The sequence below is a fragment of the Rhizobium leguminosarum genome (assembly GCF_019798305.1).
Taxonomy (GTDB): Bacteria; Pseudomonadota; Alphaproteobacteria; order Rhizobiales; family Rhizobiaceae; genus Rhizobium; species Rhizobium leguminosarum_U.
Window position 1 is genome coordinate 43,621 of record NZ_JAAXDD010000009.1, and the last position, 26,203, is coordinate 69,823.

The following is a 26,203-nucleotide window of genomic DNA, read 5'->3' on the forward strand; positions in this document are numbered from 1 at the left end:
GGGATTTATTGGCCGAGCCGGGCAAGAAGGGCTGCAGCGCGCGGCGCCGGCCAGCGACGCACGACGAGAGGTTCGGTCCCGCCGCTGACGTCGACGCCCTCGCCGGGCGACAGCACCACTGCCTCGCCGGCCGGCCGGCGGACCGCGACGCTGCCCCTGACGACCAGCACAGAGGTCTTGCCGCCTGCGACATCGACAGCCCATTGGGTGCCGCGCACAGCCGCGATCGCCTGCGGCGTCACGACCTGGAAACCACCGGCGTGCTGGGTGTTATCGACATCGACGAGAATGGCCTTGCGGCGCAGCGATGCCGAATCGGGGCTGCCGTCACGGTTGCGGTCGACGAGGCTGTAGGCAGCGCCGGCCTCTGCCGTCACAGTGACGCCGCCTGGACAACTGAGCACCTGGCGGGCGCCGGCATCACGCGAGACCGTGCAGCCGGCAGACTGCGCAAAAGCCGACCCATGCGGAATGAGGCCGACAACGAGTATGGCGGCAAGCTGGCTGCGAAACGTCATATTCATGGAAAGTCCCCTTGACCGTGCGGACGGCTCTTTTCGAAAGCGTCCGCCAACCGTCTTCTTCCATGTGAAGCATGATAGCCGAATTCGGATATTTCCCTAGGTAAAAAAAGCTAACCGGCGCAACCGGAGGCGGAATTCTTAAGTCCTGGTGCCCGTTTCAGGCGCCGGTCCTGCATAACGAGCCCGCGGCCGGATCAATTCGCCGCTGTCGATCTGCTCCATCGCATGCGCCAGCCAACCCGCGGAACGGGCGAGCGAAAAGATGATGATCGGCGCCTCCCTCGGGAGGTCGAAGGCGGCGGCCATTGCGGCAAGCGCAAAATCGACGTTTACCTTCTCGCCGACCATCTCCTCGCCCACTTCACGGACCTCGGCAAATTGCGGCGGCAGGGGGAAGTGCGACAGCAGCGCTAAGGCCCTGACATCGCCATCGGGATAGAGCGGATGGCCGAAGGCCGAAAGGCGATTGCCCTGGGCAAGCGTACGGCGGATCGCCTGCTCCGCCCCAAGGGTGGAAGCGGTCTCGGTCAAGGCGTCGACGCCTTGCCAGGCGGCGCCATGCAGCGGCCCTGTCAGCGTCGCCAGACCGGACAGCACGGCGGCCGAAAGGGCCGCACCCGCCGATGCCGTGACCCGCGCCGCAAAAGTCGAGGCGTTGAGTTCGTGATCGGCAAGCAGCACCAGCGCGCGGCGCAGACAATCGGCGGCATCCGGCCGCTGCCAGCTTGTCGCAAGCCTGAGATGCAGCGGCTGGTCGAAAGGCCCCGGCGCCAGTGCATCGGCGATGGTGCGGAGAACGCCGCTTGCTTCGCGGCGAAGTGCTGCCTGCGAGCGGCCGAGCGACGTCAGATCCGATGTCACCCGCCCTGCCAGAGCCTGGAATGCCGCCTGAAGCGACGGATTGCCATGGCGGGTCTCGTTGCCACCAGAGAGTGTTTCCGCGCCGTTCCAGAGCAGTGTCGCCGTCTGCTCGAGCGTCGCGGCTTCCGCGAAACCGGCAGCATCCCTTCCGCGATAGAAAAGCCGTCCGCCGATGATGGTGGAGATTGCCGACGACAGAACCGGATCGCCCCACCGGATCGCCTCGGAGGCGACCGTTTCGGTCTTGCGGCGGCCGGCATGGCGTTCGGCAAGCCGCTGTACGTCGGTAGCTTGATAGAGGCTGCGGCGCGGGTCGGCGGGATCGGGCTTGGCGCGGATGCGTCCGCGGCTGACATTGGCATACAGCGTCTGTGGCTTGGTCTTCAGCGCCTGCAGCGCCTCCTCGGCGGTCAGCCACGACATCGGAGCCTCACATTGATCAATTGCGTCAAGATTGACGTCAACGACACTAGGTCGGATCATCCGGACCGTAAAGGAGAAACAACATGAAAAACGGCTTGGAAGATGTCATTGCTGCCGAAACGCAGCTTTCGGATGTCGATGGCGAAGCGGGACGACTGATCATCCGCGGCGTATCGCTGGATCACCTGGTTGCAGACGGCACCTATGAAGGCGTCGCCGCCCTATTGCTCGATGGGTTGATGGAAAAAAGCTTCGACGAAGCGGAATTGCGCGACTGGTTGGCGCAGGCGCGAATGAGGATTTTCGGCCATATCAAGGCCGCCGATGCCGCCCTGCTCGCTTTGCCTCCGGTCGATGCGATGCGGGCGTTGATCGCCCGCCTGCCCGACGGCGAGGATTTCGATACCGCTCTCAGCCTTCTGGCTGCGCCCGCAGTTTTCCTGCCGGCGATCCTTCGCAAGCAACGCGGCAAAAGACCGATCGCGCCCGACGCCTCGCTGCCGCAGGCGGCCGATATCCTGCGCATGCTGACCGGAAAATTGCCGACCAAGAAGCAGACAGCGGCACTCGACACCTATCTCGTGACGATATCGGACCATGGCCTCAATGCCTCGACCTTCGCATCGCGCGTCATTGCCTCGACGCAGGCCGGCCTCACCTCTTCCGTACTCGCGGCGGTCAGCGCACTAAAAGGGCCGCTGCATGGCGGCGCGCCCGGTCCAGTGCTCGACATGCTGGATGCGATCGGAACGGTGGAGAATGCTTACTCGTGGATCGAGGAAGCACTCGACCGCGGCGAAAGGCTGATGGGCTTCGGCCACCGCATCTATCGCGTCCGCGATCCGCGCGCCGATGCGCTGAAGGGCGCGCTGAAGCCGTTGATCTCAACGGGCCAGGTGAACAGCGCCCGCGGCGCTCTGGCGGAAGCCGTGGAGACCGCTGCATTGGCGATCCTGAAGGCGCGCAAGCCGAACCGGCCCCTCGACGTCAATGTCGAGTTTTATACCGCGCTGCTGCTGGAAGCGCTCGGCTTTCCCCGCGAGGCCTTCACCGGCGTCTTCGCGATCGGCCGCACCGTCGGATGGCTGGCGCATGCGCGCGAACAGGCGCTCGAAGGCAGGCTGATCCGCCCGCGCTCGGTCTATATCGGGCCGCTGCCGGCCGCTGCGTAAGCGCTGAATTCGCCAGCTGGGGGTATGTCGTCGCCGGCGATCGTCAACCGCCGACAAAGGCGGCGAGGTTGTCGAGTGTCGAGCGGCAGCCTTCTTCATTGTCTTCCAGGCGAATGCCGGAGGGGATGTTGTCGCAGACCATCGTCACATCGGTGCCTCCATCGGCGGGCGACAATGTCGTGCTGACCGTCATCTCGCCGGAAAAATCGTCCTCCTCGGAATCGAAGACCGTCGCCCAGACGATGTTCTCGTCAGGCACGAGCCGCGCAAAACGGCCCTGGAACGTGTCGATCTTGTCAGAGGTCTTGCCCGACTGCGACGCCTCGTCATCGGGATAGACGAGCGACATGCCGAAGGCGCCGCCTTCCCTGCCCTCGAAGGCATGGACGATGCCCTTCATCGTATCAGGCGGAAGCCAGGTGGCGACCGCCTCTGCATCGAGGAAGGCGCGGTAGATGCGCTCGCGCGGCGCCGCGATGAAGCGTGAGACGGTGGTGCTGCGTGAAGGGATCATGCCGGCAAGTTAGCGCAGGCATGGATATTATCCAGATCGCGCCTCAAACAACGCGATCTGGTTTGCATGCATCAGACGAGGCGGCTCTGTTCCGTCGCTGCTTCGATGAAGCTGGCAAACAGCGGATGCGGATCGAGCGGCCGGCTCTTCAGTTCCGGGTGGTACTGCACGCCGATGAACCACGGATGATCCGGATATTCGATCGTCTCCGGCAGCACGCCGTCCGGCGACATGCCGGAGAAGACGAGGCCGCAGTTCTCGAGCCGGTCCTTGTAGTCGATATTCACCTCGTAGCGGTGGCGGTGACGCTCGGAAATATCGGTGGAACCGTAGATATCCGAGATCTTCGTGCCCTTCTTCAGCGCCGCCTTGTAGGCGCCGAGGCGCATCGTGCCGCCGAGATCCCCGGCTGCCGTGCGCTTCTGCAACTCGTTGCCCTTGACCCATTCGGTCATCAGGCCGACCACCGGTTCTTTCGTCGCGCCAAACTCACTCGAGGAAGCACCGGACACGTCGGCGAGATTGCGCGCCGCCTCGATGACCGCCATCTGCATGCCGAAGCAGATGCCGAAATACGGCACCTTGCGCTCCCGGGCAAAGCGGGCAGCGTGGATCTTGCCTTCCGAACCGCGTTCGCCGAAACCGCCGGGCACGAGGATACCGTGCACCTTTTCGAGATAGGGCGCCGGATCTTCCTTTTCGAAGACCTCGGATTCGATCCATTCGAGGTTGACCTTGACGCGATTTGCGATGCCGCCGTGATGCAGCGCCTCGATCAGCGACTTATAGGCATCCTTGAGGCCGGTATATTTGCCGACGATCGCGATGGTCACCTCGCCCTCCGGCGTGCGGATGCGATTGCAGACCTCTTCCCATGGGTCGAGCCGCGGCTTTGGCGCCGGCTCGATGCCGAAGGCGGCGAGGACTTCGTCGTCCAGGCCTTCCTTGTGGTAGGCGATCGGCACGTCATAGATGTTGGCGACGTCGAGCGCCTGGATGACGGCGGACGGGCGAACGTTGCAGAATAGCGAGAGCTTGCGGCGTTCGGCTTCCGGAATTTCGCGGTCGGCGCGCACCAGCAGGATATCGGGATGAATGCCGAGCGCCTGCAGCTCCTTAACCGAATGCTGCGTCGGCTTGGTCTTGAGTTCGCCGGCCGCCGGAATGTAGGGCATCAGCGTCAGGTGGACGTAGACGGCGGTGCCGCGCGGCAGGTCGTTGCCGAGCTGGCGGATTGCCTCCATGAACGGCATCGCCTCGATGTCGCCGACCGTGCCGCCGATCTCGCAGATGACGAAGTCGTAATCGCCATTACCCTCGGTGACGAAATCCTTGATCTCGTTGGTAACATGCGGGATGACCTGCACCGTCGCGCCGAGATAATCGCCGCGCCGTTCCTTGTCGATGATGTTCTTGTAGATGCGGCCGGTGGTGATGTTGTCGGTCTTGGTCGCCGAACGCCCCGTGAAACGTTCGTAGTGGCCAAGATCGAGATCGGTTTCCGCGCCGTCGTCGGTGACGAAGACCTCGCCGTGCTGGGTCGGGCTCATCGTGCCCGGGTCCACGTTCAGATAGGGGTCGAGCTTGCGAAGCCGGACCCGATATCCACGGGCCTGCAGCAACGCTCCGAGAGCCGCGGCCGCAATTCCTTTTCCGAGAGAGGAAACCACGCCGCCAGTGATGAATACGTATCGCGCCATGGGAGTCACCGGATACCTTTTCAAAAACGATTCCACCAGCCCAAAAATTCTTTTCCAGAACTTTCGATGCGTGGCGCAGGAATCTGAACAAAAGAAAACCGGCAGACCCGAGGGCCTGCCGGCGGTTTATGTCGAAGACCGGCTTACTGTCCCGTCGGGACGCCGGAGGGCTGAGCCGGTGCCGGCGCGGCCGGAGCTGCGGGCGTTGCCGGGGCAGTCGTTGCCGGAGCAGTCGTTGAAGGCGCGGTGGCCGCCGGGGCCTGAGTTGCCGGAGTGCCAGTTGCCGGCGCCCCAGTTGCTGGAGCTTGAGCGGCGGGAGCCTGCGGTGCGGGCGTCGCTGCCCCGCTGCTCGGAACACCGTTGCCGGCTGGCTGATTTGCCGGAGCCTGCCCGCCGCCGAGCGAATCGAGAATGCCGTTGCCCTGGCCGCCTGTTGCCGGAATGCGGTCGAGAATGTCGCTCGGACGGCCCTCGTAACGCGTCAGGATGCCGAGGCCGAGCGAAGTCAGGAAAAACAGCGTCGCAAGGATCGCGGTGGTGCGCGTCAGTGCATTGGCCGTGCCGCGGGCCGACATGAAGCCGGAACCGCCGCCGATGCCGAGGCCGCCGCCTTCCGAGCGCTGAATGAGCACGACGCCGACAAGGGCGAGCACGATCATGAGATGGATGACAATCAATACGGTCTGCATGGGTCCAGTCCTGCCCGCCTCAAGACGGACAAAGTTAAGAATTCTGGCGGCTCTTTACATGAGGCTTTCATCTATTCCAAGCCCTTCGGCCAGGAATAAACTCGGGAATAAACCCAGCAATAAAAAATGTCTCAGGCGAGCAGCGCCTCATAGGCCCGGTAGATGGCAAGGAAGTCGGCCGCTTTCAAGCTCGCTCCGCCGATCAGCGCGCCGTCGACATTGGCAACGCCCATCAGCTCGTGGGCATTGGCCGGCTTGACCGAACCACCGTAGAGAAGGCGCATCTTGCGGCCGTCATCACCGAAGCGGGCCACAAGTTCTGCGCGCATGAAGGCATGGGCCTTTTCGACATCGGCTGATGTCGGCGTCACACCGGTGCCGATCGCCCAGATCGGCTCATAGGCGATGACCGTATTTTCGGCAGTCGCGCTATCGGGAACGGAGGCGGAAAGCTGGCGCTTGATGACGTCGAGCGCCTGGCCTGCCCGGCGCTCATCCGCCGTCTCGCCGATGCAGATGATCGCCGTCAGCCCGGCGGCGAAGGCTGCCTCCGCCTTGGCGCGCACCAGATGATCCGTTTCGGCATGATCGGTGCGCCGCTCGGAATGGCCGACGATGACATAGGTGCCGAAACAATCGGCAATCATCTCGGCCGAGATATCGCCGGTATGCGCACCTGATGGCTTCTGATGGCAGTCCTGAGCGCCGATCGCCAGCGGGCTGTCGGTGCACAGCGCCGTCGCCACATAGAGCAGCGTCGTCGGCGGGCAGATCAGCGCTTCGACCTTGTCGGCCAGCGCCGGGCGAACACCCTCGGCGATCGCTTTGATCTGATCCAGGGAGGCACGCATGCCATTCATTTTCCAATTTCCCGCCACAAGCGGGCGCACGTCAGGTGTCATGCCGGCCTTCCACAATCTGCATATGCCTTGGGCAATATCAAAAGCTTGCAGCAAAGAAAAGCATCATGCCCTTGACGTAAGGGGAATCTCTGCGATCCCGCGCATATTTCTGCCGAAAATCGTCCGCTACAGCGCCGCGCGTCTTACCGGACACGTCAGGGTAGCATTTTGAATCCATGCATCGGCCCGCTGCGCGCTAGCCGGCGAGAATCCAGTTCAACACCCTGCGCCAGTCGATCATCCGGATCGGCGTCCCGTGATTGCCGGTCTGAAACAGCGTGAAACGCGCCGGATACTTTGCCTTATGCAGGCTTTCGAACAGTGCCTGCTGGTCGGCGGCGGCATAGACCAGGTCGCGGCTGCCATGGGCGAACCAAAGCGGCAGCTTCGCCTTGTAGAGGGCGCTCCTGGTGAAATCGGGATCGGTCACGCCGCTCATGATCAGCATGCCCTTCAGCCGCTTGACGCTGTCGCTGTCACGCGCAATGCCCCAGCAGACCTGGGTGCCCATCGAGGCGCAGGAAAGGATGATCGGCCGGCCGGGTGATTGCGCGCTGGCATAGCGGATCAGGCCGGCGATCGCCGCAACGCCGCTGCTGTCGAAGCTTTTGACCGTCGGCGAATAATAAACGCCGCCATTGCCGGCGACGAGGTTCTTCAGCCGGTTGAAATTGCCGCCGAAGCTGTAGTCGTTGGCGCCGAGCCGCCGGTCACCGTCGCGCCCATGGATGAAAATCACCGTGAAGGCGGCATTTGCGGCTGGTCCCACCCTGGTGACATCGAGCTTGATGCCGTCGAGAGACAGCGTCTCGTCCGCTTGCGCCTTGCGGATGCCGAGCGCCACATATTTCTGCTGCACCCGCTTTTGCGGGATCTGGTCGCGGCCGTTGATATCGCGCATCTCGTCATAGTCGATGACCTCGAAGGCGCCATCATCGCCCGTCTGCAGCACGGCCTGCTTCGAAAACAGATCATCCTTGAAAGGCGGCAAGGCATCGGCTGCCTGCGCCGGGCCAACAGCGGACAGGATGGCCGCGGACAAGAAAAACGCCGCAATTGCGGTGAAGATGGTGCAATGACTTGTGGACATTCGCATTCGGATGGTTCCTGAAGCCTGGCGCCGCTTGCCATTCCGCGCCCGGCAACGCAAATCATTTGAGAAAAGCCCGCCAAAACAGGCGGTGTCGCGTATAGATGTGCTTTCTGGCAAAATCTGCCTGATTCGCAAACGTGGCATGAAATGCGGTGATTTTGGGTCGGCGGCGGATGCAAGCCCAGACCAGACCTAAGACAGGATGAAGATCTGAACGGCTCCATGGACGATAGCAACGACCTCTTTTCCGGAATGCCTCTCTCTGAAAAACGCGAGGAGGCGCAGAAGCCTGCGGCACTCGCCGAACGGCCGCCGGTGAAGGCTGCGCCCGCCGCCGCCGCCGCACCCCCTGCTGCCGGAGCCTCGGCGCGCCCGGCGCCCGCCGCCTCGAACTCGGATGATTACGGCGCCTCGTCGATCCGCGTCCTTGAAGGCCTTGAGCCGGTGCGCATGCGCCCCGGCATGTATATCGGCGGCACCGACGAAAAGGCGCTGCACCACCTCTTTGCCGAAGTCATCGACAATGCGATGGACGAGGCGGTCGCCGGGCACGCCAATTTCATCGAGGTCTATCTTGACCTCGAGGGTTATCTCACCGTCTCCGACAACGGCCGCGGCATTCCGGTCGAGAACCATCCGCAGGTGCCCGGCAAGTCGACGCTTGAAGTCATCATGACCAAGCTGCATGCCGGCGGCAAATTCGACGGCAAGGCCTATGAGACGTCGGGCGGCCTGCACGGCGTCGGCGTTTCGGTCGTCAACGCCCTCTCCGACGACCTCGAGGTCGAGGTGGCGCGAAACCGCAAGCTCTACCGCCAGCGCTTCTCCCGCGGCCTGCCGCGAGGAGGGCTCGAAGAGTTGGGCGACGTTCATAATCGTCGCGGCACCCGCGTGCGGTTCCATCCCGACCCCCAGATCTTTGGGGATCACATGAAGTTCGATGCCGCCCGCGTCTTTCGTATGGCGCGCTCGAAAGCCTATCTGTTCGGCGGCGTCGAAATCCGCTGGAGCTGCGAGGCGGGCGTGCTGCCCGAAGGTTCCGAGGTGCCTGACAAGGCCGTCTTCCACTTCCCCGGCGGCCTGAAGGACTATCTCCAGGCGACGATGGGCAAGGAGTTCACCGTCACCCGCGAGATTTTCGCTGGCAAGACGGAGAAGGTGAGCGGCCACGGCTCGATGGAATGGGCGATCACCTGGTATGGCGGCGATCCGCAGGTGCATTCCTATTGCAACACCATCCCGACGACCGAAGGCGGCACACATGAAGCGGGGCTGCGCATTGCGCTGACCAAGGGCCTGAAGGCCTATGCCGAGCTGACGCAGAACAAGCGCGCCGCGCAAATCACCACCGACGACGTGATGATCTCGGCCGTAGGCATGCTGTCGGTCTTCATCCGAGAGCCGGAATTCGTCGGCCAGACCAAGGACAGGCTTGCGACCGTCGAGGCGCAGCGCATCGTCGAGAACGTGCTGCGCGATCCCTTCGACCATTACCTTGCCGACAATCCGAACGAGTCGGCCAAGCTGCTCGACTGGGTGATCGAACGCGCCGAGGAGCGCCTGCGCCGCCGCAAGGAAAAGGAAGTCAACCGCAAGACGGCGGTGCGCAAATTGCGCCTGCCCGGCAAGCTCGCCGACTGCTCGCAGAACACCGCCGTAGGTGCCGAACTCTTCATCGTCGAGGGCGATTCGGCAGGCGGTTCGGCCAAGCAGGCGCGCAACCGCTCCAACCAGGCAATTCTGCCGCTGCGCGGCAAGATCCTCAACGTTGCCAGCGCCGGCCGCGAAAAACTTGGCGCCAACCAGCAGCTCGCTGATCTCGTCCAGGCTCTCGGCTGCGGCACGCGCTCGAAATACCGCGACGAAGACCTGCGCTACGAGCGCATCATCGTCATGACCGATGCCGACGTCGACGGCGCCCATATCGCCTCGCTGCTCATCACCTTCTTCTACCAGGAGATGCCGGAGCTGGTGCGCGGCGGCCATCTCTTCCTCGCCGTGCCGCCGCTTTACAAGATCACTCAAGGCTCGAAATCCGCCTATGCCCGCGACGACAATCATCGCGCCGAGTTGATGCAGACGGAATTCAAGGGCAAGGCCAAGGTCGAGATCAGCCGCTTCAAAGGTCTCGGCGAAATGATGCCCGCCCAGCTCAAGGAAACCACCATGGATCCGTCCAAGCGCACCCTGCTCAAGGTGCTGATCGACGAGGTGGATTTCGAAGGCACGCGCGCCGCCGTCGACGATCTGATGGGCACCAAGCCGGAAGCCCGCTTCCGCTTCATCCAGGATCGCGCAGCCTTCGCGGAGAACCTCGATATCTAGGGTATGCCATCGAGCGCGCCGAACGGGCGGATAGACACGGGTTCGGCGCGCCGCATTTTAGCATCCACGGTTTCACGGAACTGACGGAGAACCGTAACAACTCCGTCAAACAACCGGCGCATGAAGCGGTCGGCGCGTCTCCTCGGAGAGAGACCCTGCGCCGGTCGAACAGTTTTCAACTCCTTGCCGGATATTTGTCATGACCAAGCGTTTTCTCGCGGCCGCCGTTTTCCAAGGACGGCACCGATGTTCTCATTCTCGGCTCCGATAACAATTTTTCGACCAGCCAGAAGACGCAATTCTACGCCTTCAAGGTTCTCAGTCGTCCGCAGCAGTAAGACGCCCGGGTCTGCGGGCCAAATAGCGACGCTTTGTATACGCTTTCATGGTGCGGACCTTGAAACCGCCGGGTTGATGGCCCATAACCAGAGTACAAGAAAAAGAAGAGGCGCGCGTGGGTGTGTTCGACCGTCAGAAAAGCAATCATGAACCGCGATGGCTCGGATCGTCGGCGCAGACGCGCACGCCGCTGATTCCCTCCATTTCGGCGGCGCGCTGGCTGCTGGTCCTGGTCGTCGCTGCCGGCGTCTATTTCTTCTACGGCTTCCTCGTGCCGGTGCTCGCAGCCCTCGTCATCGGCTTCGCCAGCTGGCCGCTCTACCGCAAGCTTCTTGCTCGCGTCGGCGGCAATACGACGATCGCCGCGACCATCGCCATCATCATGATCATCACTTTCCTGGTTATTCCGATCGTGCTTGCGGTCACCTATACGACCGGCGAAGTTCGCACCTGGGTCGCCTGGGCGATCCATGCTAACCGCGCCGGTGCCCCGACGCCCAACTGGATCGTCGCATTGCCTTGGGCCGGCGCCTATCTCGATGAGGTCTGGACGAAATATATCGGCAGTCCCGGCGCTCTGGGCGATGTCATCCAGGCGGTCAGCGGCGCCAATATCGGCAACATCTACCGCGCTGTGCTGGCGGCCGGCGGCGGCGCCTTCCACCTACTGCTGACGCTGCTCTTCATGCTGATCGCGCTGTTCTTCGTCTATCGCGACGGTTTCTCCTTCTCCAAGCAGATCGATATGCTCGGCGAGCGCATCCTGCCAAACCGCTGGGAGCGCATTTCCCGCGTCGTGCCGGCGACGATCAGTTCCACCGTCATGGGCATGACGCTGATCGCGATCGGCGAAGGCATCGTGCTCGGCCTTGCCTACTGGATTGCCGGCGTGCCCTCGCCGGTGACGCTCGGCGTTTTGACGGGCGTGATGGCGCTGATACCGGGCGGTGCGCCGCTCTCCTTCACGCTGGTTTCCATCTATCTGCTGGCGAGCGGCTCGCATGTCGCCGGCATCGGTCTCTTCGTCTGGGGTACGGTCGAACTCTTCATCGTCGACAAGACGCTGCGGCCGAAACTCGTCGGTGGTCCGATCAAGCTGCCCTTCCTGCCGACCTTCTTCGGCCTCGTCGGCGGCGTCAAGACGATGGGTTTTCTCGGCCTCTTCATCGGTCCGGTGCTGATGGCGCTGATCGTCGCCATCTGGCGCGAATGGATCCACGAAGCGCGCAATGCCGACAAGAGCGAAACCGGACCGCAGATCATCATCGACGAACAGGCCCCGCCGCCGGTCCCCGGTTCGCCGAAAGCCATGCCGCGCGTCGCCGAAGGCTGAACATACCTTCGCAGACCGGCTATCCCAGCCGCTTTTCCATAAACAAGCTGAGCGGATCCGGCTGATAGCTGCCGAAAGGCTCGATTTGCCGATATCCGTATTTGCGGTAGAGCGCGATTGCCTCCGGCTGGTAGATACCCGTTTCGAGCCGGATCGCCGTCAGCCCCTTTTCCCCGGCGATTGATTCGAGCGCATTCATCAGGCCGTTGGCGATCCTCAGTCCCCTCGCCTCGGGATCGACGAACATACGCTTGATCTCCGCCGTGCCGTCGCCGGCCTCGACCAGCGCGCAGCAGCCGACGATCGCATCGCCGTTGCGCGCGACGAGGAAGCTCACCGAACGCTTCTCCAGCACGGAAAGGTCGACCAGATGGTTGCTTTCCGCGGGATAGAGCGATTGCGCATAGACATCGGAGAGATCGAGAAGGCGGATGACGCCCTCCTGGCGCGGCGGCTCAAGGGCGATGGTGACGGACATGCTGGCTCCCTTTGCTGGCGTGGGACTAAATTTTCCCCGACATGACGAAGAGTTAACGTCGTTGCCTTCATTCGGTTGGAATTGCGCCCTCTAACACGATGAAGTGCTCAATTAGTCAAGGAAGCAGAATATGCAAGCGGTGCTGATCGCGATGACCATTCTCGGCTGCGACGATTCCATCAGCCAGTGCAATTATGTCGCGACGGTCGATAAACGCTGGGAAACGGTTGCCGCCTGCGATGCCGAAGCCGAACGACGGCTGAAGACCTATTGAATGTCAATTTTCCCTCGGTGATAGCGGTGTGCGAGGCGCCGAAAGCCGTCGCCGAGCCACCGAAAGCGGCGCCAGTGCCTGCCGCTGCGCCCGAGGTCGTTGTGGCCGCGCCCGATGAACCCGCGGGGCGGATCGCCGGTTTTGCTGAAGGCATCGCCGGGCAGGTCCGCGCGCATCTGCCCTCGGGCAAAAGCGTCAGGGAAACACTCACCAAGCCGGTGCATTTTGTCTCCGCCAGCTATTCCTGGGTGGTGACGCGGCTCGCTGATTAGGCCGCCGCAAGCGACGCATAGACGCGGGCCGATTGTCGCTGCTCGGTGACACTCAGCTTTTCCACCATGTCGAGCAGTTCGCCGATCGCGCCATGCGCGTCGTGATGACGGAATTTTTCGAGAAGACGGCCGCAGACATTGCCGAGCACGCTCACCGGCGCTTTTCTGACGGCGTCGCGCCACAGCATCGTCGCCTCGACGAAGATGACGCTGATATCCCTAGGCAGGCCGGCGGACTCGTAAAGCGCACGCACGGCATGCATGCGCCCAGTTGCCAGGATCGAACGCACGCGGCGGTCGCTACACGCGGTCAGATCGACGATCGCACCGGCGAAGAAGTCCACCTTGCCGGCACAAAGCGCATGCATCAGGAAGGACGGCGTCAGTCGGCCGTTAAGGCGCAGATGCTGGACGAGGTCGGGTATTTCGCGTGGGGCAATGTCGCCGGCGATCGAGACGATGGCAGCCTCGGTTGCCTCGCGGCTGATGCGCTGGAGCCGCTGCAGGCCGATCGCCGCCTGTGCCAGCGGCAGGCCGACCAGCGCATTGCTGACATGCTCGGCCAGCAACTGGCGGGCATCGGCCGGAAGGTCGCTGCGGTCAAGAAGCAGGTTGCGGATATCGCAGCAGTCGCCGAGCCGTTCGGCGACGCGTTTCAGCGACAGGCTGGAGATCACCGCGCCGTCATTCTCGAGCAGGCAGAGCAGTTCTTCCTCGTCGCCGACCTCGGCAAGGGCCGCGGAAACCGGGCGCGTCACATGCGCCCTCGCCGCGATCAGCATGCGGGTGGCGCCGTTGCCGCGCGCGGCAAGGTCGACCAGATCGGCATCGCTCAAAAGCGGCGAACAGGTCACCGCGTGGCAGGCAACCTCGGGCTGGTCCTCGGCAAGCGAAAGGATCAGGCCGCGCGGCGCATCGGGCGACCAGGCGATCGCCTCGGCAAGCGCAAGCCGCACGCGCGGCGACGGATCGTCGAGAAGAAAGGTCATCGCCATTTCGGCCGCCGCCCGCTCGTCGGCGGACATTTCGGACTGCAGATAGGCGCGCCCGAGGGCGTTTGCAGCCCGGGCCCGGTCACCGGTCTTGGCCGTTTCGATCCAACGAAGGAAAGCTTCTATGATCACGCGACGCCCCAGCCCTTGAACGCGATTCCATCGCGCTCCATTCAATGCTGAGACCGTAGCGGCAAAAGGTTTAAGATTGGTTCACCATGTTTCTTAAGCCTTTGTACGCCTTGCCGGCTCGACTCATCCTTGATGTGGCTTCGGCCGGATCATCTCGAAAACATCGCTGCCTTCGCTGTAATCCATGTAGCCCATCCTGGCCAAAGGTCGGGCGATCGACATGTCGAGGCGGCCGTCCCTGACGATCGCTTCGTCGATGCGGATGCCGAGCACCTCGCCGAAGACCAGGACGTTTTCGGACGGTTCGCCCGATAGCGTCTTCGGCTCGATGATCTCGGTGACCTTGCATTCGAGCACCGCGAAAGCCTCGCCGACATAGGGCGCGTCGATCAAGTCGGCCTGCTTCGGCGTCAGGCCGGCGAAATCGAATTCGCTGTCGCCGTAGGGCAGCGCCGCCGAGGAAAGGTTCATCTTCTCGGCGAGATCGCGACTGACGAAATTGCAGGTGAAGACGCCGGTCTCGGCCGAATTGCGCTGGCTGTGCTTGCGTCCGGCGGAAGAAAACATCACCAGCTTCGGCCGGTCGGCAACGGCATTGAAAAATGAATAAGGCGCGAGATTGATCGAGCCGTCCCTGCCCTTGCTGCCGATCCAGCCGATCGGTCGCGGAGACACGATCGCCTTGAAAGGATCATGTGCGAGCCCGTGCCGGTTGCTGTCGGTGGTGTAGAACATCAATCGTCTCCGCCGACCCAGGTCACGGTATCGGCAAGCTCCGGCCGCGGCCGCTCGATTGCCGGAAATGTGGTCGAGCCGATATGGATGAAGCCTGCCACCTTTTCATCCGGCCCCACGCCGAGCAACGGATAGGCGCGCTCGTCATAGGCGAACCATTCCGTCAGCCAGTTGGCGACATAGCCGTTGGCGTTGGCGGCGAGAATGACATTGAAGCAAAGCGCGCCTGCCGACATCATCTGCTCCCATTCCGGGATCTTGATATGCGGCCCCGCCTTGCTGACGACGGCGACGACCACGGGCGCGCGGGTGAAACGGCTGCGCTCGACCTGGATCATCTCTTCGGAAAGATCGGGTTTTGAATGAAGTGCCAGCGTCAGAAGCTCCTCGCCGAGGCGGGCGCGCTGCTCTCCGCGATAGACGATGAAGCGCCAGGGCGCGATCTTGCCGTGATCGGGAACACGCGAGGCAAGACGCAGAATCTCCTCGATCTCGGCCTTCTCGGGGCCTGGTTCACACATCTGGAAAGCGGGGATGGAGCGGCGCACGGCGAGGTAGTCGATCAGCTTGATATCGGATTTCATACGGGAGAAGCTCTCATTTTTATGCTGCTGCAATGGGTAGGTCTTGAATTTGCCATCGCGTTGGTCTTGAAGTGACCTTTGCTATTTCAGAAGTCAATCGGTTCACGAAACAGATGTTTGGCATTTTGCCTTTTGCACGCATCGGCCTTGCCATTGCCCTGATGGTATTGATGCCCCTCGGCGCCGGCGCTCAGGATGCCTTCAAGAAATTCAAACAGCTTGAATCGACGCCGAAGATGCCGAAGCTCGATGCCTTCATCGCGCCCGGCACGGTGCCCGAAGGGGTCAAGCTGCGCGACGTCCCGATGGAAGCCAAGCTGACGGCGGACGGCACGCCGATTGAGGAAGGCCTCTCCTGGTATGTCTTCAGCCCGATCGCCGGATCCGACGGCAAGCTGCCGCTGATCGCCAGCGCCAAGGGCGGCCCCGCCGCCTTCCAGCTCGCTGCCGGCGATTATTTCGTCAACGTCTCCTTCGGCCGCGCCGGCGTCACCAAGAAACTGACCGTGCCTGCCGAAGGCGAGGTCGACAAGCAGGTGATGGTGCTCGATGCCGGCGGCCTGCTGCTCAATGCCGTCTCCGGCGCCGATGCCCGCATTCGCCCCGACCAGTTGAGCTTCTCGATCTATTCCTCGGACGTGCGCGACGACGGCGAGCGCGGCCTCGTCGTGGCCGATGTTTCGCCGAATACCGTCATCCGCCTCAATGCCGGCACCTATCACATCGTTTCCGAATATGGCAACGTCAACGCCGTGATCCGCGCCGACATCCAGGTCGAGGCCGGCAAGCTGACCGAGGCGACGATCCAGCATCGTGCCGCGCAGATCACCTTCAAGCTGGTCTCCGATGCCGGCGGCGAGGCGATTGCCGATACCGCATGGTCGATCCTGACGGCGGCCGGCGACAGCGTCGGCGAAAGTGTCAGCGCCTTTCCGACCATGGTTCTCGCCGAAGGCGGATATTCCGCCGTCGCCCGCAACAAGGACAAGATCTACCAGCGCGATTTCACCGTCGTCGCCGGCAGGAACACCGATGTCGAGGTTCTGATGAAGGACCAGCAGCCGCAGCCGCCGGTGGATGCTGCCCGCACGGTGCAACAAGTGCCAGTCGGCACGCCGCCGCCGCCAGGCGTCCAGCCGGCTCCGGTGGCGCCGCTACCCTCCTACGAACAGCTCGTGCCACAGCAGGGCGGTGACGACACCAGCCTCGATTGATTTTGTTGCGAGCGGTTTCTACTCAGCCGAGATGTTTGGGGAAAGGCGTACGGATCGAGGGCGCTTCAGATGCGCGTTCAATCATTGGCATCGGGAATTTTCTGGAGCATTGCAGCTCGCGGTGATCCGTTCTCGATCATGGCGGCAACATTGCGGCTCTAGATCAGACTTCCGACAGCGCCAATGCCTAGTGCTGTCGGATTCCGGTTATTTCAGGCGGCCTTGGCTTTTTTTGCTTCGGCCTTGCGACGAATGTCGGGCGGTGTCGCTTCGAGGGCAAGGCTCTCGACGGCGGCGTCAAGCCCCATCGAAACCTGTTCCTGGCTGCCGAGGCGACGGATGTTGACCGTGCGCTCTTCGGCTTCCTTCCTGCCGCAGACGATGATGACAGGAACCTTGGTGACCGAATGCTCGCGGACCTTGTAGTTGATCTTCTCGTTACGGAAGTCGGTCTCGACGTTGAGACCGGCCTCGCGCAGCGCCTCGGCCACTTCAAGCCCGTAGGCGTCGGCTTCCGAGGTGATCGTTGCGACCACCACCTGAAGCGGCGATACCCAGAGCGGCATGTGGCCGGCGAAGTTCTCGATCAGGATGCCGAGGAAGCGTTCCATCGAGCCGCAGATGGCGCGGTGGATCATCACCGGTTGCGTCTTTTCGGAGTTGCTGTCGATGTAGAAGGCGCCGAAGCGTTCTGGCAGGTTGAAGTCGACCTGCGTCGTCCCGCACTGCCATTCGCGGCCGATCGCATCCTTCAGCGTATATTCGAACTTCGGCCCGTAGAAAGCACCCTCGCCCGGCAGGATTCCGGTCTTGATGTTGTTGGACTGCTGCTGGATCGTCTCCAGCACGCCCATCATCATGCTCTCGGCGCGATCCCAGAGTTCGTCCGAACCGACGCGCTTGTCCGGCCGGGTCGAGAGCTTGATGGTGACTTCGTCGAAGCCGAAATCCTTGTAGACCGAAAGGATGAGATCGTTGATCTTCAGGCATTCGGCGGCCATCTGCTCGTCGGTGCAGAAGATATGCGCATCGTCCTGCGTGAAGCCGCGCACGCGCATCAGCCCGTGCAGCGCACCCGACGGTTCGTAGCGGTGGACATTGCCGAATTCGGCAAGCCGGATCGGCAGTTCGCGATAGGATTTCAGCCCGTGCTTGAAAATCTGGATATGGCCGGGGCAGTTCATCGGCTTCAGCGCGAAGACGCGGTCGTCGTCGGTGTCGTCGCCGGCGACCGTCACCTTGAACATGTTGTCGCGGTACCAGCCCCAGTGACCGGAGGTTTCCCACAGCGACTTGTCAAGCACCTGCGGCGCGTTGACTTCCTGATAATCACCGGCAAGCCGGCGGCGCATATAGGCGACCAGCGTCTGGAAGACGCGCCAGCCCTTGCCGTGCCAGAAGACGACGCCTGGGCCCTCTTCCTGGAAATGGAAGAGATCCATCTCGCGGCCGAGGCGGCGGTGATCGCGCTTTTCGGCTTCGGCAAGCATATGCAGGTAGTTGTCGAGCTCGGACTGCTCGGCGAAGGCCGTGCCGTAGATGCGGCTCAGCATCGGATTGTTGCTGTCGCCGCGCCAGTAGGCGCCGGCCACCTTCAAGAGCTTGAAGGCAGAACCGATCTGGCCAGTCGAGGCCATGTGCGGGCCGCGGCAGAGGTCGAACCAGTCGCCCTGGTAGTAGATCTTGAGATCCTGCCCTTCCGGGATCGCGTCGACGAGTTCGACCTTGTACTGCTCGCCCTTGTCGGCGAAGACCTGTTTTGCCTTCTCGCGCGACCAGACCTGTTTGGTGAAGGCGGCGTTGCGGGCGATGATCTCCTTCATCTTCTTTTCGATCTTCGGCAGATCGTCGAGTGTGAAGGGCTCGTTCTTGGCGAAGTCGTAATAGAAACCGTTTTCGATGACCGGCCCGATCGTCACCTGGGTGCCGGGCCACAGTTCCTGGACCGCCTCGGCCATGACATGCGCCGCGTCGTGGCGGATGAGTTCGAGCGCGCGGTCGTCATTGCGGGTGACGATCTCGATTCTGCCCGTCGTCACAGGATCGGAAAGGTCACGCACGGTGCCGTCGATAGCAACGGCCACTGCCTTCTTGGCGAGCGACTTGGAAATGGATTCAGCGACATCCCGGCCGGTTGCGCCGGCATCGTAGCCGCGCACGGAACCATCGGGAAATGTCAGGGAAATAGCTTGGGACATCGAAATTCTCCTTGTCCAGTCCCGCCAACGAATGCGGGTGGTTGAAACGAAAGCGCCTTCACGGAGCTGAATGCGCCGCCGCCTGATAGCCAGATTTCCTGCGTGAGTAAAGACGAAGCCGGGCTACATGATCATTTCAGTCAGCCCGCGCACGGTGTTCCAGTTGCGCATCGTGCCGACGCCGAGCCGCTTGGTCGTCAGTGCCGAAAGCAGCTTGGACTGGCTCGGCTTGCCGGCGAAATCGATCCAGAGATCGCCGCCGACGACGGCGATGCGCTGTCCCTCCGTCATCAGCGGTTTCAGCGCCTCCACCTTCTTGGGGTCGACCGGCAGGCGCATCACCCGGACGATGACTTGGTCACCATTGCCGTCCTTGAAGGGATTGGTGCTGCAAAGCGCCATCCAGGTGCAGTCGCTGCGCACGATGATATCGACATGTTTGCCGAACTTTTCTTCAAACCCCTCCTCCAGGGCTACTTCGAGTTCGTGCGGCCGCATCTCGTCGGCCTCGAAGACGAGATTGCCTGTGGCAACCAGCGTGCGCGGCTCGCGATAACCAAGCTCTTCGGCAAGTTTGCGCAAATCCTGCATGACGACGCGGCGGTCGGGCGTCAGGACAATGCTGTGCAGAAGGGCGATGAAGGTGCTCACGGCCGCCAGAACTCCTCTGCGCCGTCGGGCAAGGTCTTCAGCACTCTGTCGAATGCCGCGGCGTCGGCATGTTTTCGAACGGCTATCGCCACGTCTCGGATGGCTGTGTCGGGGGAAAAGTTATGGTCACCGCGCAGTGACTGCGCCTCCCGCGTCATCGCCGCGCGATCCTCGAAGGACCGTTTGGCCTCGTCGGGATTCCAGTCGGCGACGAAGATCGCGCGCAGCACGGGCGGCAGCACATCGGCAAACCGGAGGGCGTCTGCGACATCGAGGCGGCGGCGGAACGTTTGAAAGACCCCTTGGGTCATGGTGTAGACCACATTGCGGCTGTCGATCAGCGTATCGGCTTTGATATCATCGAGATAGTGGTCGAAGTCTTTCGATGCACGCCTGTATTCGCCGGGCATCGTCATGGCCGTCAGCCTCTCTTGCGTCCAAGGGCGAGATAACGCCACGGCGTCCACCAGCGGAAGCTGTCGCCGAGCATTTCCGGCACCTGGTCGAGGCCGCTGGTGCCGCCCGGGCCGCAACGGCCGACGCGAAACAGCGTCATCCAGCCGCCGGCCCAAAGGCCGTGGCGGGCGATCGACTCGTAGCCATATTCGGAGCACGTCGGGATATGGCGGCAGGAATTTCCGATGAAGCCGGACAGCGTCAGCTGGTAGAGGCGGATGAGCCCCATGCCGAGCAGACGATCGGGGGTCTTGCGGAACGGGCCGGCATAGTTGCGGGAGTAGCGCGCGGCCTTTTCGGGTCCGGCGGCGCCGCCATCATCCTCATCGTCAGCCTGCGGAGCACAGAACTCGCACATCTCCGTTATGCCTCGACAACTTCCGCCCGTTTCGCCTCGATCTGCCCGATCGCATCGACGACAGCATCGAAGGTCAGCATCGTCGAGGCATGGCGAGCCTTATAGTCCCGCACCGGCAGCAGATAACGCATATCTTCGAACCGTCCGTGGGGCCCCGCCCCATCCGCCTTCAACATGGCGAGCATGTCCTGGCGGGCCTGCCGCAATTCTTCCGATGTGGCGCCGACGACATGCCGGGCCATGATCGAGGACGAGGCTTGGCCGAGCGCGCAGGCCTTCACGTCATGGGCAAAACCCGTCACAGTGTCGCCATCCATCTTCAGCCAGATCCGCACCTTCGAGCCGCAGAGCTTGGAATAGGCCTGGGCGCTCGCATCGGCATCATCAAGCGTGCAGGTCAACGGAATATTGCCGGCGAATTCGAGGATTTTGCTGTTGTAGATATCGTCCATGCTGGATTTCCGCTCCAAAATCACTGCGGATCGGCCTCTGTGGGGGGCGTTATTGTCGTCAAAACAAAAAACACACCGTGTCGTGTGAGGATACTTACATACGATGGCCGTCTTCCTATATGTATGTCGTTCGAAGGCCATGAAAATGCAATGGCCTAGTGTAAGTTTGATTGGGAAACCGTGCCGGACGGGCTGAAACCGCCCTGAAAGCCCCGGAGCCTGCCAAAGGTGCATGAATTCCCGCATGGGATTGACCAGTGGCGATTCCGACAGATGGGTCCGCGGTGCGGGCCAGGAGACCATTGTTCATGGACGCCATCGTAAAGAATTTTCCGCAGACGAACCGCGACTCGGATCGCCCCTCCCAGCAGGAGGCGGAAGAAGCCGTTCGCGTTCTGCTGCGTTGGGCCGGTGACGACCCGACACGCGAAGGCCTGCTCGAAACGCCGGCCCGCGTCGTCAAATCGTACCGCGAACTTTTTTCCGGTTACGACATGGCGGCGGAAGACGTGCTCGGCCGCACCTTCGAGGAGGTCGCCGGTTACGACGACATGGTCCTCGTCAAGGATATTCCGTTCTACTCGCATTGCGAACACCACATGGTGCCGATCATCGGCAAGGCCCACGTTGCCTACATGCCGGATGGGCGTGTGCTCGGCCTGTCGAAGATTGCCCGTGTCGTCGAGATCTTTGGCCGCCGCCTGCAGACGCAGGAAACGATGACCGCGCAGATCGCCCGGGCCATCGACGATACGCTTAATCCGCGCGGTGTCGCCGTGTTGATCGAGGCCGAACATATGTGCATGGCGATGCGCGGCGTTCAGAAGCAGGGCTCGACCACATTGACGACGACGTTTACGGGAACGTTCAAGACTGAGCCGGCCGATCAGGCCCGTTTCATGACCATGGTGCGGAGCCGCTGATACCGGCTCCCTCAGGAGGGCCGCGATGAGTCAACTGATCTTCAATCAACCATCCGAGGACAAGTCGGCGTTGGAAGACGCCGGCGATTTCACGCCGCGCTTCGACGACCGTGGCCTGATTACCGCGATCGTCACCGACGCCGGCGACGGTGAGCTGCTGATGGTGGCGCATATGAATGCCCAGGCGCTGGCGCTGACCATCCAGACCGGCACGGCGCATTATTTCAGCCGTTCGCGCGGCAAGCTCTGGAAGAAGGGCGAGACCTCGGGTAATCTCCAGACGGTGAAGGAAATCCGCACCGATTGCGATCAGGACGCCATCTGGCTGAAGGTCGAGGTCGCCGGCCACGACGCCACCTGTCACACCGGCCGCCGCTCCTGCTTCTACCGGACGATCACGCTTCGAGACGGAAAGCCGATGCTTGATATCGTCGACGACGAGCTTCATTTCGATCCGCAGGATGTCTACGGAAAATAGCCTGAAATTCCCCGGCATTTGCTCCTTATTGCGCCAGAAACCGCTTCTATATACCATTTGGAAACTGATCGGGCACACTATCGAAAATCAAGTGTTCTGCTGGGAGGGGAGAGCGCCATGCTGAGCTGGAGTCTGCATCGTCAAAGCTCTGAAGGCGAGGGTTCCGGTTCCGGCATGTCGACCACGCTCGAGACGATCCCGCCTCCCCCGCCCCTGAAGAAAATCAAGATTGCGCTGGCACTCGGCGGCGGCGCCGCCCGCGGCTGGGCCCATATCGGCGTGCTGCGCGCCCTCGACGAGGCAAACGTCGAGATCGGCATGATTGCCGGCACCTCGATCGGCGCGCTGGTCGGTGGCTGTTATCTCGCCGGCAAACTCGATGAACTCGAAAGCTTCGCGCGCTCGCTGACGATGCGCCGCATCGCAAGTCTCCTCGATCTCACTATTGGCGGCAGTGGCCTGTTCGGCGGCATGCGGCTGACCAAGCGCATGCAGGAACATCTCGAAGGCCTGAACGTCGAGGATCTCGATCGGCCGTTCGTCGCGGTCGCGGCCGAAGTCAATACCGGCCATGAGGTCTGGATCGCCAATGGTTCGCTGATTACGGCGTTGCGCGCCTCCTATGCCCTGCCCGGCATTTTCGAGCCGGTGCGCAGCAATCACCGCACACTGGTCGACGGCGCGCTGGTCAATCCCGTCCCCGTCTCCGTCTGCCGCGCCTACGAGCAGCCGCTCGTCGTCGCCGTCAATCTCAATTACGATCTCTATGGCCGCTCGGCCGTCGTCCGGCACAATGCCAGCCTGTCGGCCCAGGAAGTACAGAAACAGGAAGAAGCGCCCTATGCGCGCCTCGGCATGACCGGCGTCATGGTGCAGGCCTTCAACATCATCCAGGACAGGATTGCCCGCGCCCGCCTTGCCGGCGACCCGCCTGATATTTCGCTGCAGCCGCGTCTCAGCTATATCGGCCTTTCCGAATTCCACCGGGCTGGCGAGGCGATCGAACGCGGCTACGAGGAAGCCAGAGCCAGGCTCCCTGAGATCAAGCGCATGCAGGAAGTCTACGCCAGCCACCCCTGATGCATGGCGTCCAAAAGCCTGCAGCGGTTTTGCGGCTACGACATCGGTCAAGTACGGCCGGCGAAAACCTCAGCCGGCGATATAGGCCTTGATTTCCTCAGCCTCACGCTCGACTTCGGCGATGCGCGATTTCACCACGTCGCCGATCGAGATGATGCCGGTAAGCTTGCCGTTGCTTTCCACCGGCACGTGACGGAAACGGCGGCTGGTCATCAGCTCCATCAGCTCGTTAACGGTCGTCTCCTCATGGCAGCGGTAGACCTTCGCGGTCATGACCTGGGCCAGCGGCTGGTCGAGGCCTTCCTTGCCGTGTTTGGCGATCGCATGCACGAGATCGCGCTCGGTGAACATCCCGGAAATCCGGTTCTCCATGCCGACGACGACGATGGCGCCGATCTTCTTCTTGCTGAGGATGGCGGCCGCCTCGGCGACGGTGGTGTTCGGCCCGGCAGTGACGACGTTCCTGCCCTTCAGGTCGAGGATTGCTTTGACTGAACTGGTCATTCGAACCTCCTATGTCCGTGAAACACTTGTCACAGGCATCCGCGGCGGTTTCTCCCCCCATCGCGGATATAGGTCGATCGTGCACTGCCCGGCTCAGGATTGCAACACATCCTTCTCCGTTCCGGCAGGTTCCATCACCGGTGGGCGCGGCGCCCGATCGAACAGCGAAAACAGCAGGAAGCCGAAGACGAAGCCGCCGATATGTGCGTCCCAGGCAATCGGCTGGTCGCTATCGCCGACGAGAGGGATGCCGACGGCGATCAGCGCATTGCCGACCAGCCAGAGCAGCATGAAGATGATGACGGTGCGGCTCTTCAGCGCCTCGACGATGGAAAGCCGGTGGTTGAGATGCGCCGGCGCCATCGGCCGCCGTTCGGCCGGAAAGGCGAATCGGCAGGCGGCGCCCATCAGCCCGGAGATGACGCCCGATGCGCCGATCAGCAGCGACACGTCCCCCCAGTTCAGGATCGCATGCAGGGCGGCTGATGCAATGGCGGAAAAGACCCAGAAGAGCACGAAGCGTAGCGTCCCGATGCGGCGCACGACCGGCGCGCCGAAGGCCATCAGCCAGAAGGCGTTGAAGAGGATATGCTGGACGCTGCCGTGCAGCAGCGAATAGGTGACCGGCGTCCAGAACAGCTCCGGTCCCTGCTGCGACAGCGGAATCACGTAACGGGCGGGAACGAAGCCGAAGGTGAAGAACAGCCAGTTCAGCCCATCGTCAGACAGCACGAGTTCCTGCACCGCATAAATCACGGCCAGCAGGCAAAGGCTGAAGAGCAGTGCCGGTGGAAGGTTGAAGATCGGTTCGCGCGGTGGCCGTCCCGGCGGCTGGACCTCGGGAGGTTCTAGCGCCTTATGCGGCTCGGCCGTCTGCTCATTCATCTGTGTTTTGCCTCGTTGAGGCCACAGCCATACAGGAGCGACTGTCAAAAAAAAAGCCGCCCGAAGTGCCGGGCGGCGGACCGGGAGCTCAAGGAAAGACCTTGGGCCCGGGCAGGTTGTGCTGAACTTCGAAAGTCGAAGCGATGCGGGACAGTGTCACGACAGGCACTGCATCTCAACCGAAACCATCTCTTAACCTTAACCGCCGTGATTTGGCATGAAATCCGCAAGGTAGAGTCTGTACGGGCAATGACTGCCCGAAAATGCTCCGGAATGGGACAGGTTGGTGTGAAATGCGTGTGCAAACGACCATCGAAATTTTTGACTACTGGAACCGTATCCGCGGCGCTGCCGATGCGCCGTTGAAATCACAGGTCGAACCCTCTGCCGTCCCGCACCTGCTCCAGAATCTGTTTATTCTTGAGAGGCGCGACGGCGGAGACATCGGTTTCCGGCTGGCCGGCACCCGAATCTGCGATCTGTTCGGGCGTGACCTGCGCGGCGAACGTTTTTCGTCTCTCTGGGGAAACGGTCAGCACACGGACATCGAACGCACGGCGATGGGCGTCATGGACCATGCCCTGCCGGCACTGTTTAACGCCACCGGCTATAGCACCGTCGGCCATCAGGCCTCCTTCGAGATTATCATGATGCCGCTGCGTTCGCCGGACGGCGCCTGCGACCGGCTGCTCGGTGCAATCGCGCCGACAGCGGCCGCGAGCTGGCTGGAGATCGTACCGCTCGAATTCCTGGCACTCGACCGCAGCCGCCTGCTGCCCGGAAAGTTCGCCAATGCAGCACCGGTCGAGCTGCGACCGATCAACAAGATCGTCGCTGGCAAAAGCATCCATTTCGGCCAGGTCATGCGCCGCATGGTGTCGCAGTTGCTGAGCGTGGAGGCGCGCTGAGGATCCCGTTTTAGGACATCGGATATACTCGTTTTCCGCTATGTCGGGACGGGGCGAAACAACCTTCTGTTAATGGATTGCAGGTAAAGATCGGTCTCTGCGATTTTCATGAAGAAGCCCTTTGATGCACTCGTTCCAGCCAGCTCAGACGCAACGACCTGCGCCGCGCCCTGAACAGGGCGTTTTCCAGCGCGTGCCCATCAACATGCAGGGCCGGCTGATGCTTGCGAACTACGAGGAATTCGAATGCATGGTGATCGACATGTCGCCTGGCGACATGTACGTCACCTGCCCCGGCCGGCCGCGCGCCAACGAACGCGTCGTCGCCTATATCGACCATCTCGGCCGCGTCGAAGGTTATGTCCAGACCATCGATGGCCGCGGCTTCACCATGTCGATCAACGCCACCGACCGGAAACGCGAGAAGCTCGCAGCGCAGCTCACCTGGCTTGCCAACAAGCACGAACTCGGCCTGCCTGAAGATCGGCGGCACGACCGTCTGACGCCACGCGACACGAAGACCGATCTGACGCTCGAGGACGGCACGCGTTATTTCTGCCGCATCATGGACCTTTCGCTGTCGGGCGCTGCCGTCGACGTCGAGATGCGCCCTTCGATCGGGACGGCCGTGCGCCTCGGCAACATGCGCGGTCGCGTCGTGCGCCACTTCGTCGAAGGTGTGGCAATCGAATTCCTGTCGATCCAGTCCCGCGAGACGCTGCGCGAATTCCTTTAACAGCTGCGGAAAATAGCG

General features: G+C 62.3%; 28 protein-coding genes and 1 pseudogene. 11 read left to right on the forward strand and 18 right to left on the reverse strand.

Features of this window, described 5'->3' with window-relative positions; all coding sequences use genetic code 11:
• Positions 1-5 precede the first annotated feature (5 nt).
• Together HFO99_RS17240 and HFO99_RS17245 are read right to left on the reverse strand one after the other, a co-directional pair.
• A complete protein-coding gene (locus HFO99_RS17240; protein WP_064247177.1) occupies positions 6-524 on the reverse strand; it encodes a FecR domain-containing protein in 519 nt (172 codons plus the stop codon).
• A 138-nt stretch (positions 525-662) separates the two neighbouring features.
• On the reverse strand, positions 663-1,808 hold the full coding sequence (locus HFO99_RS17245) for a citrate synthase (protein ID WP_222362415.1): 1,146 nt from the start codon (positions 1,806-1,808) through the stop codon (positions 663-665).
• Positions 1,809-1,891: 83 nt separating this feature from the next.
• On the opposite strand from HFO99_RS17245, the gene HFO99_RS17250 reads away from it, so the two are divergent.
• Positions 1,892-2,980 (forward strand): citrate synthase/methylcitrate synthase, encoded by a 1,089-nt coding sequence (locus HFO99_RS17250; RefSeq protein ID WP_222335122.1) that lies wholly within the window; start codon positions 1,892-1,894, stop codon positions 2,978-2,980.
• A 43-nt stretch (positions 2,981-3,023) separates the two neighbouring features.
• On the opposite strand, the gene HFO99_RS17255 is transcribed toward HFO99_RS17250, so the two are convergent.
• The 4 genes from HFO99_RS17255 to tpiA all read right to left on the reverse strand — a co-directional run bounded on the left by HFO99_RS17255 (position 3,024) and on the right by tpiA (position 6,785).
• Positions 3,024-3,494 carry an SRPBCC family protein gene (locus tag HFO99_RS17255; RefSeq protein WP_222362417.1) on the reverse strand — a complete coding sequence of 157 codons (471 nt, stop codon included), beginning with the start codon at positions 3,492-3,494 and terminating at the stop codon, positions 3,024-3,026.
• 71 nt (positions 3,495-3,565) lie between these two features.
• Positions 3,566-5,194 carry a CTP synthase gene (locus HFO99_RS17260; protein WP_064247173.1) on the reverse strand — a complete coding sequence of 543 codons (1,629 nt, stop codon included), beginning with the start codon at positions 5,192-5,194 and terminating at the stop codon, positions 3,566-3,568.
• A 143-nt stretch (positions 5,195-5,337) separates the two neighbouring features.
• Positions 5,338-5,883, reverse strand: a complete 546-nt coding sequence (secG, locus tag HFO99_RS17265; protein ID WP_017964389.1) for a preprotein translocase subunit SecG — start codon at positions 5,881-5,883, stop codon at positions 5,338-5,340.
• A gap of 131 nt (positions 5,884-6,014) precedes the next feature.
• Complete coding sequence (tpiA, locus tag HFO99_RS17270; RefSeq protein ID WP_222335120.1) at positions 6,015-6,785, reverse strand: triose-phosphate isomerase; 771 nt, start codon at positions 6,783-6,785, stop codon at positions 6,015-6,017.
• Between tpiA and HFO99_RS17275 the strand changes: the two genes are divergently transcribed.
• Positions 6,733-6,957, forward strand: coding sequence for a hypothetical protein (locus tag HFO99_RS17275; protein WP_222335170.1), 225 nt, complete (start codon positions 6,733-6,735; stop codon positions 6,955-6,957). The two genes, tpiA and HFO99_RS17275, sit on opposite strands and share 53 nt — an antisense overlap.
• A gap of 24 nt (positions 6,958-6,981) precedes the next feature.
• Here the strand turns inward: HFO99_RS17275 and HFO99_RS17280 are convergent, their stop codons facing one another.
• Entirely contained in the window at positions 6,982-7,881 is a 900-nt protein-coding gene (locus tag HFO99_RS17280; protein ID WP_222362419.1) for an alpha/beta hydrolase, read from the reverse strand.
• 219 nt (positions 7,882-8,100) lie between these two features.
• Between HFO99_RS17280 and parE the strand changes: the two genes are divergently transcribed.
• Complete coding sequence (parE, locus tag HFO99_RS17285; RefSeq protein ID WP_222362421.1) at positions 8,101-10,203, forward strand: DNA topoisomerase IV subunit B; 2,103 nt, start codon at positions 8,101-8,103, stop codon at positions 10,201-10,203.
• 454 nt (positions 10,204-10,657) lie between these two features.
• Entirely contained in the window at positions 10,658-11,875 is a 1,218-nt protein-coding gene (locus HFO99_RS17290; RefSeq protein WP_222251383.1) for an AI-2E family transporter, read from the forward strand.
• A 19-nt stretch (positions 11,876-11,894) separates the two neighbouring features.
• Here HFO99_RS17290 and HFO99_RS17295 read toward each other — a convergent pair whose 3' ends face one another.
• On the reverse strand, positions 11,895-12,353 hold the full coding sequence (locus HFO99_RS17295) for a GNAT family N-acetyltransferase (protein ID WP_222362423.1): 459 nt from the start codon (positions 12,351-12,353) through the stop codon (positions 11,895-11,897).
• Positions 12,354-12,483: 130 nt separating this feature from the next.
• On the opposite strand from HFO99_RS17295, the pseudogene HFO99_RS17300 reads away from it, so the two are divergent.
• Positions 12,484-12,899, forward strand: a pseudogene (locus tag HFO99_RS17300) (hypothetical protein).
• On the opposite strand, the gene HFO99_RS17305 reads toward HFO99_RS17300, so the two are convergent.
• The 3 genes from HFO99_RS17305 to HFO99_RS17315 form a co-directional block, all read right to left on the reverse strand.
• The gene (locus tag HFO99_RS17305; protein WP_222362425.1) at positions 12,896-14,023 is read right to left on the reverse strand and encodes a DUF2336 domain-containing protein; all 1,128 of its coding nucleotides are present in this window, start codon (positions 14,021-14,023) and stop codon (positions 12,896-12,898) included. The pseudogene HFO99_RS17300 and the gene HFO99_RS17305 overlap by 4 nt on opposite strands.
• A 123-nt stretch (positions 14,024-14,146) precedes the next feature.
• Positions 14,147-14,758 carry a flavin reductase family protein gene (locus tag HFO99_RS17310; protein ID WP_222362427.1) on the reverse strand — a complete coding sequence of 204 codons (612 nt, stop codon included), beginning with the start codon at positions 14,756-14,758 and terminating at the stop codon, positions 14,147-14,149.
• Positions 14,758-15,342 carry a nitroreductase gene (locus HFO99_RS17315; RefSeq protein WP_222310451.1) on the reverse strand — a complete coding sequence of 195 codons (585 nt, stop codon included), beginning with the start codon at positions 15,340-15,342 and terminating at the stop codon, positions 14,758-14,760. Before HFO99_RS17315 ends, HFO99_RS17310 begins: the two co-directional genes overlap by 1 nt.
• A gap of 113 nt (positions 15,343-15,455) precedes the next feature.
• Between HFO99_RS17315 and HFO99_RS17320 the strand changes: the two genes are divergently transcribed.
• Positions 15,456-16,556 carry a hypothetical protein gene (locus HFO99_RS17320; RefSeq protein WP_222362429.1) on the forward strand — a complete coding sequence of 367 codons (1,101 nt, stop codon included), beginning with the start codon at positions 15,456-15,458 and terminating at the stop codon, positions 16,554-16,556.
• Positions 16,557-16,768: 212 nt separating this feature from the next.
• On the opposite strand, the gene thrS is transcribed toward HFO99_RS17320, so the two are convergent.
• From thrS to HFO99_RS17345, 5 genes are all read right to left on the reverse strand, one after another.
• Positions 16,769-18,754, reverse strand: a complete 1,986-nt coding sequence (thrS, locus tag HFO99_RS17325; RefSeq protein ID WP_222362438.1) for a threonine--tRNA ligase — start codon at positions 18,752-18,754, stop codon at positions 16,769-16,771.
• A gap of 123 nt (positions 18,755-18,877) precedes the next feature.
• Positions 18,878-19,405: a DUF1697 domain-containing protein gene (locus tag HFO99_RS17330; RefSeq protein ID WP_222362439.1), complete on the reverse strand. Its 528-nt coding sequence runs from the start codon at positions 19,403-19,405 to the stop codon at positions 18,878-18,880.
• Positions 19,402-19,830: a DUF2267 domain-containing protein gene (locus HFO99_RS17335; protein WP_222251583.1), complete on the reverse strand. Its 429-nt coding sequence runs from the start codon at positions 19,828-19,830 to the stop codon at positions 19,402-19,404. Before HFO99_RS17335 ends, HFO99_RS17330 begins: the two co-directional genes overlap by 4 nt.
• Entirely contained in the window at positions 19,827-20,219 is a 393-nt protein-coding gene (yidD, locus tag HFO99_RS17340; RefSeq protein WP_222362441.1) for a membrane protein insertion efficiency factor YidD, read from the reverse strand. Before yidD ends, HFO99_RS17335 begins: the two co-directional genes overlap by 4 nt.
• A 5-nt stretch (positions 20,220-20,224) precedes the next feature.
• Positions 20,225-20,671: an iron-sulfur cluster assembly scaffold protein gene (locus tag HFO99_RS17345; protein WP_222362443.1), complete on the reverse strand. Its 447-nt coding sequence runs from the start codon at positions 20,669-20,671 to the stop codon at positions 20,225-20,227.
• Positions 20,672-20,979: 308 nt separating this feature from the next.
• Here HFO99_RS17345 and folE point away from each other — a divergent pair, with 308 nt between their 5' ends.
• The 3 genes from folE to HFO99_RS17360 all read left to right on the forward strand — a co-directional run bounded on the left by folE (position 20,980) and on the right by HFO99_RS17360 (position 23,152).
• Positions 20,980-21,594 (forward strand): GTP cyclohydrolase I FolE, encoded by a 615-nt coding sequence (gene folE, locus HFO99_RS17350; protein ID WP_222362445.1) that lies wholly within the window; start codon positions 20,980-20,982, stop codon positions 21,592-21,594.
• Between the two features lie 25 nt (positions 21,595-21,619).
• On the forward strand, positions 21,620-22,072 hold the full coding sequence (gene hisI / locus HFO99_RS17355; protein ID WP_017964406.1) for a phosphoribosyl-AMP cyclohydrolase: 453 nt from the start codon (positions 21,620-21,622) through the stop codon (positions 22,070-22,072).
• Between the two features lie 117 nt (positions 22,073-22,189).
• On the forward strand, positions 22,190-23,152 hold the full coding sequence (locus HFO99_RS17360) for a patatin-like phospholipase family protein (protein ID WP_222308817.1): 963 nt from the start codon (positions 22,190-22,192) through the stop codon (positions 23,150-23,152).
• A gap of 69 nt (positions 23,153-23,221) precedes the next feature.
• On the opposite strand, the gene HFO99_RS17365 is transcribed toward HFO99_RS17360, so the two are convergent.
• Positions 23,222-23,656: a CBS domain-containing protein gene (locus HFO99_RS17365; protein ID WP_222362447.1), complete on the reverse strand. Its 435-nt coding sequence runs from the start codon at positions 23,654-23,656 to the stop codon at positions 23,222-23,224.
• Between the two features lie 93 nt (positions 23,657-23,749).
• Complete coding sequence (locus HFO99_RS17370; protein ID WP_222362449.1) at positions 23,750-24,541, reverse strand: rhomboid family intramembrane serine protease; 792 nt, start codon at positions 24,539-24,541, stop codon at positions 23,750-23,752.
• A gap of 263 nt (positions 24,542-24,804) precedes the next feature.
• Between HFO99_RS17370 and HFO99_RS17375 the strand changes: the two genes are divergently transcribed.
• Both HFO99_RS17375 and HFO99_RS17380 read left to right on the forward strand, forming a co-directional pair.
• The gene (locus HFO99_RS17375; RefSeq protein WP_222308814.1) at positions 24,805-25,449 is read left to right on the forward strand and encodes a PAS domain-containing protein; all 645 of its coding nucleotides are present in this window, start codon (positions 24,805-24,807) and stop codon (positions 25,447-25,449) included.
• Positions 25,450-25,573: 124 nt separating this feature from the next.
• A complete protein-coding gene (locus HFO99_RS17380) occupies positions 25,574-26,185 on the forward strand; it encodes a PilZ domain-containing protein (protein ID WP_222362451.1) in 612 nt (203 codons plus the stop codon).
• The last annotated feature ends 18 nt before the right edge of the window (positions 26,186-26,203 follow it).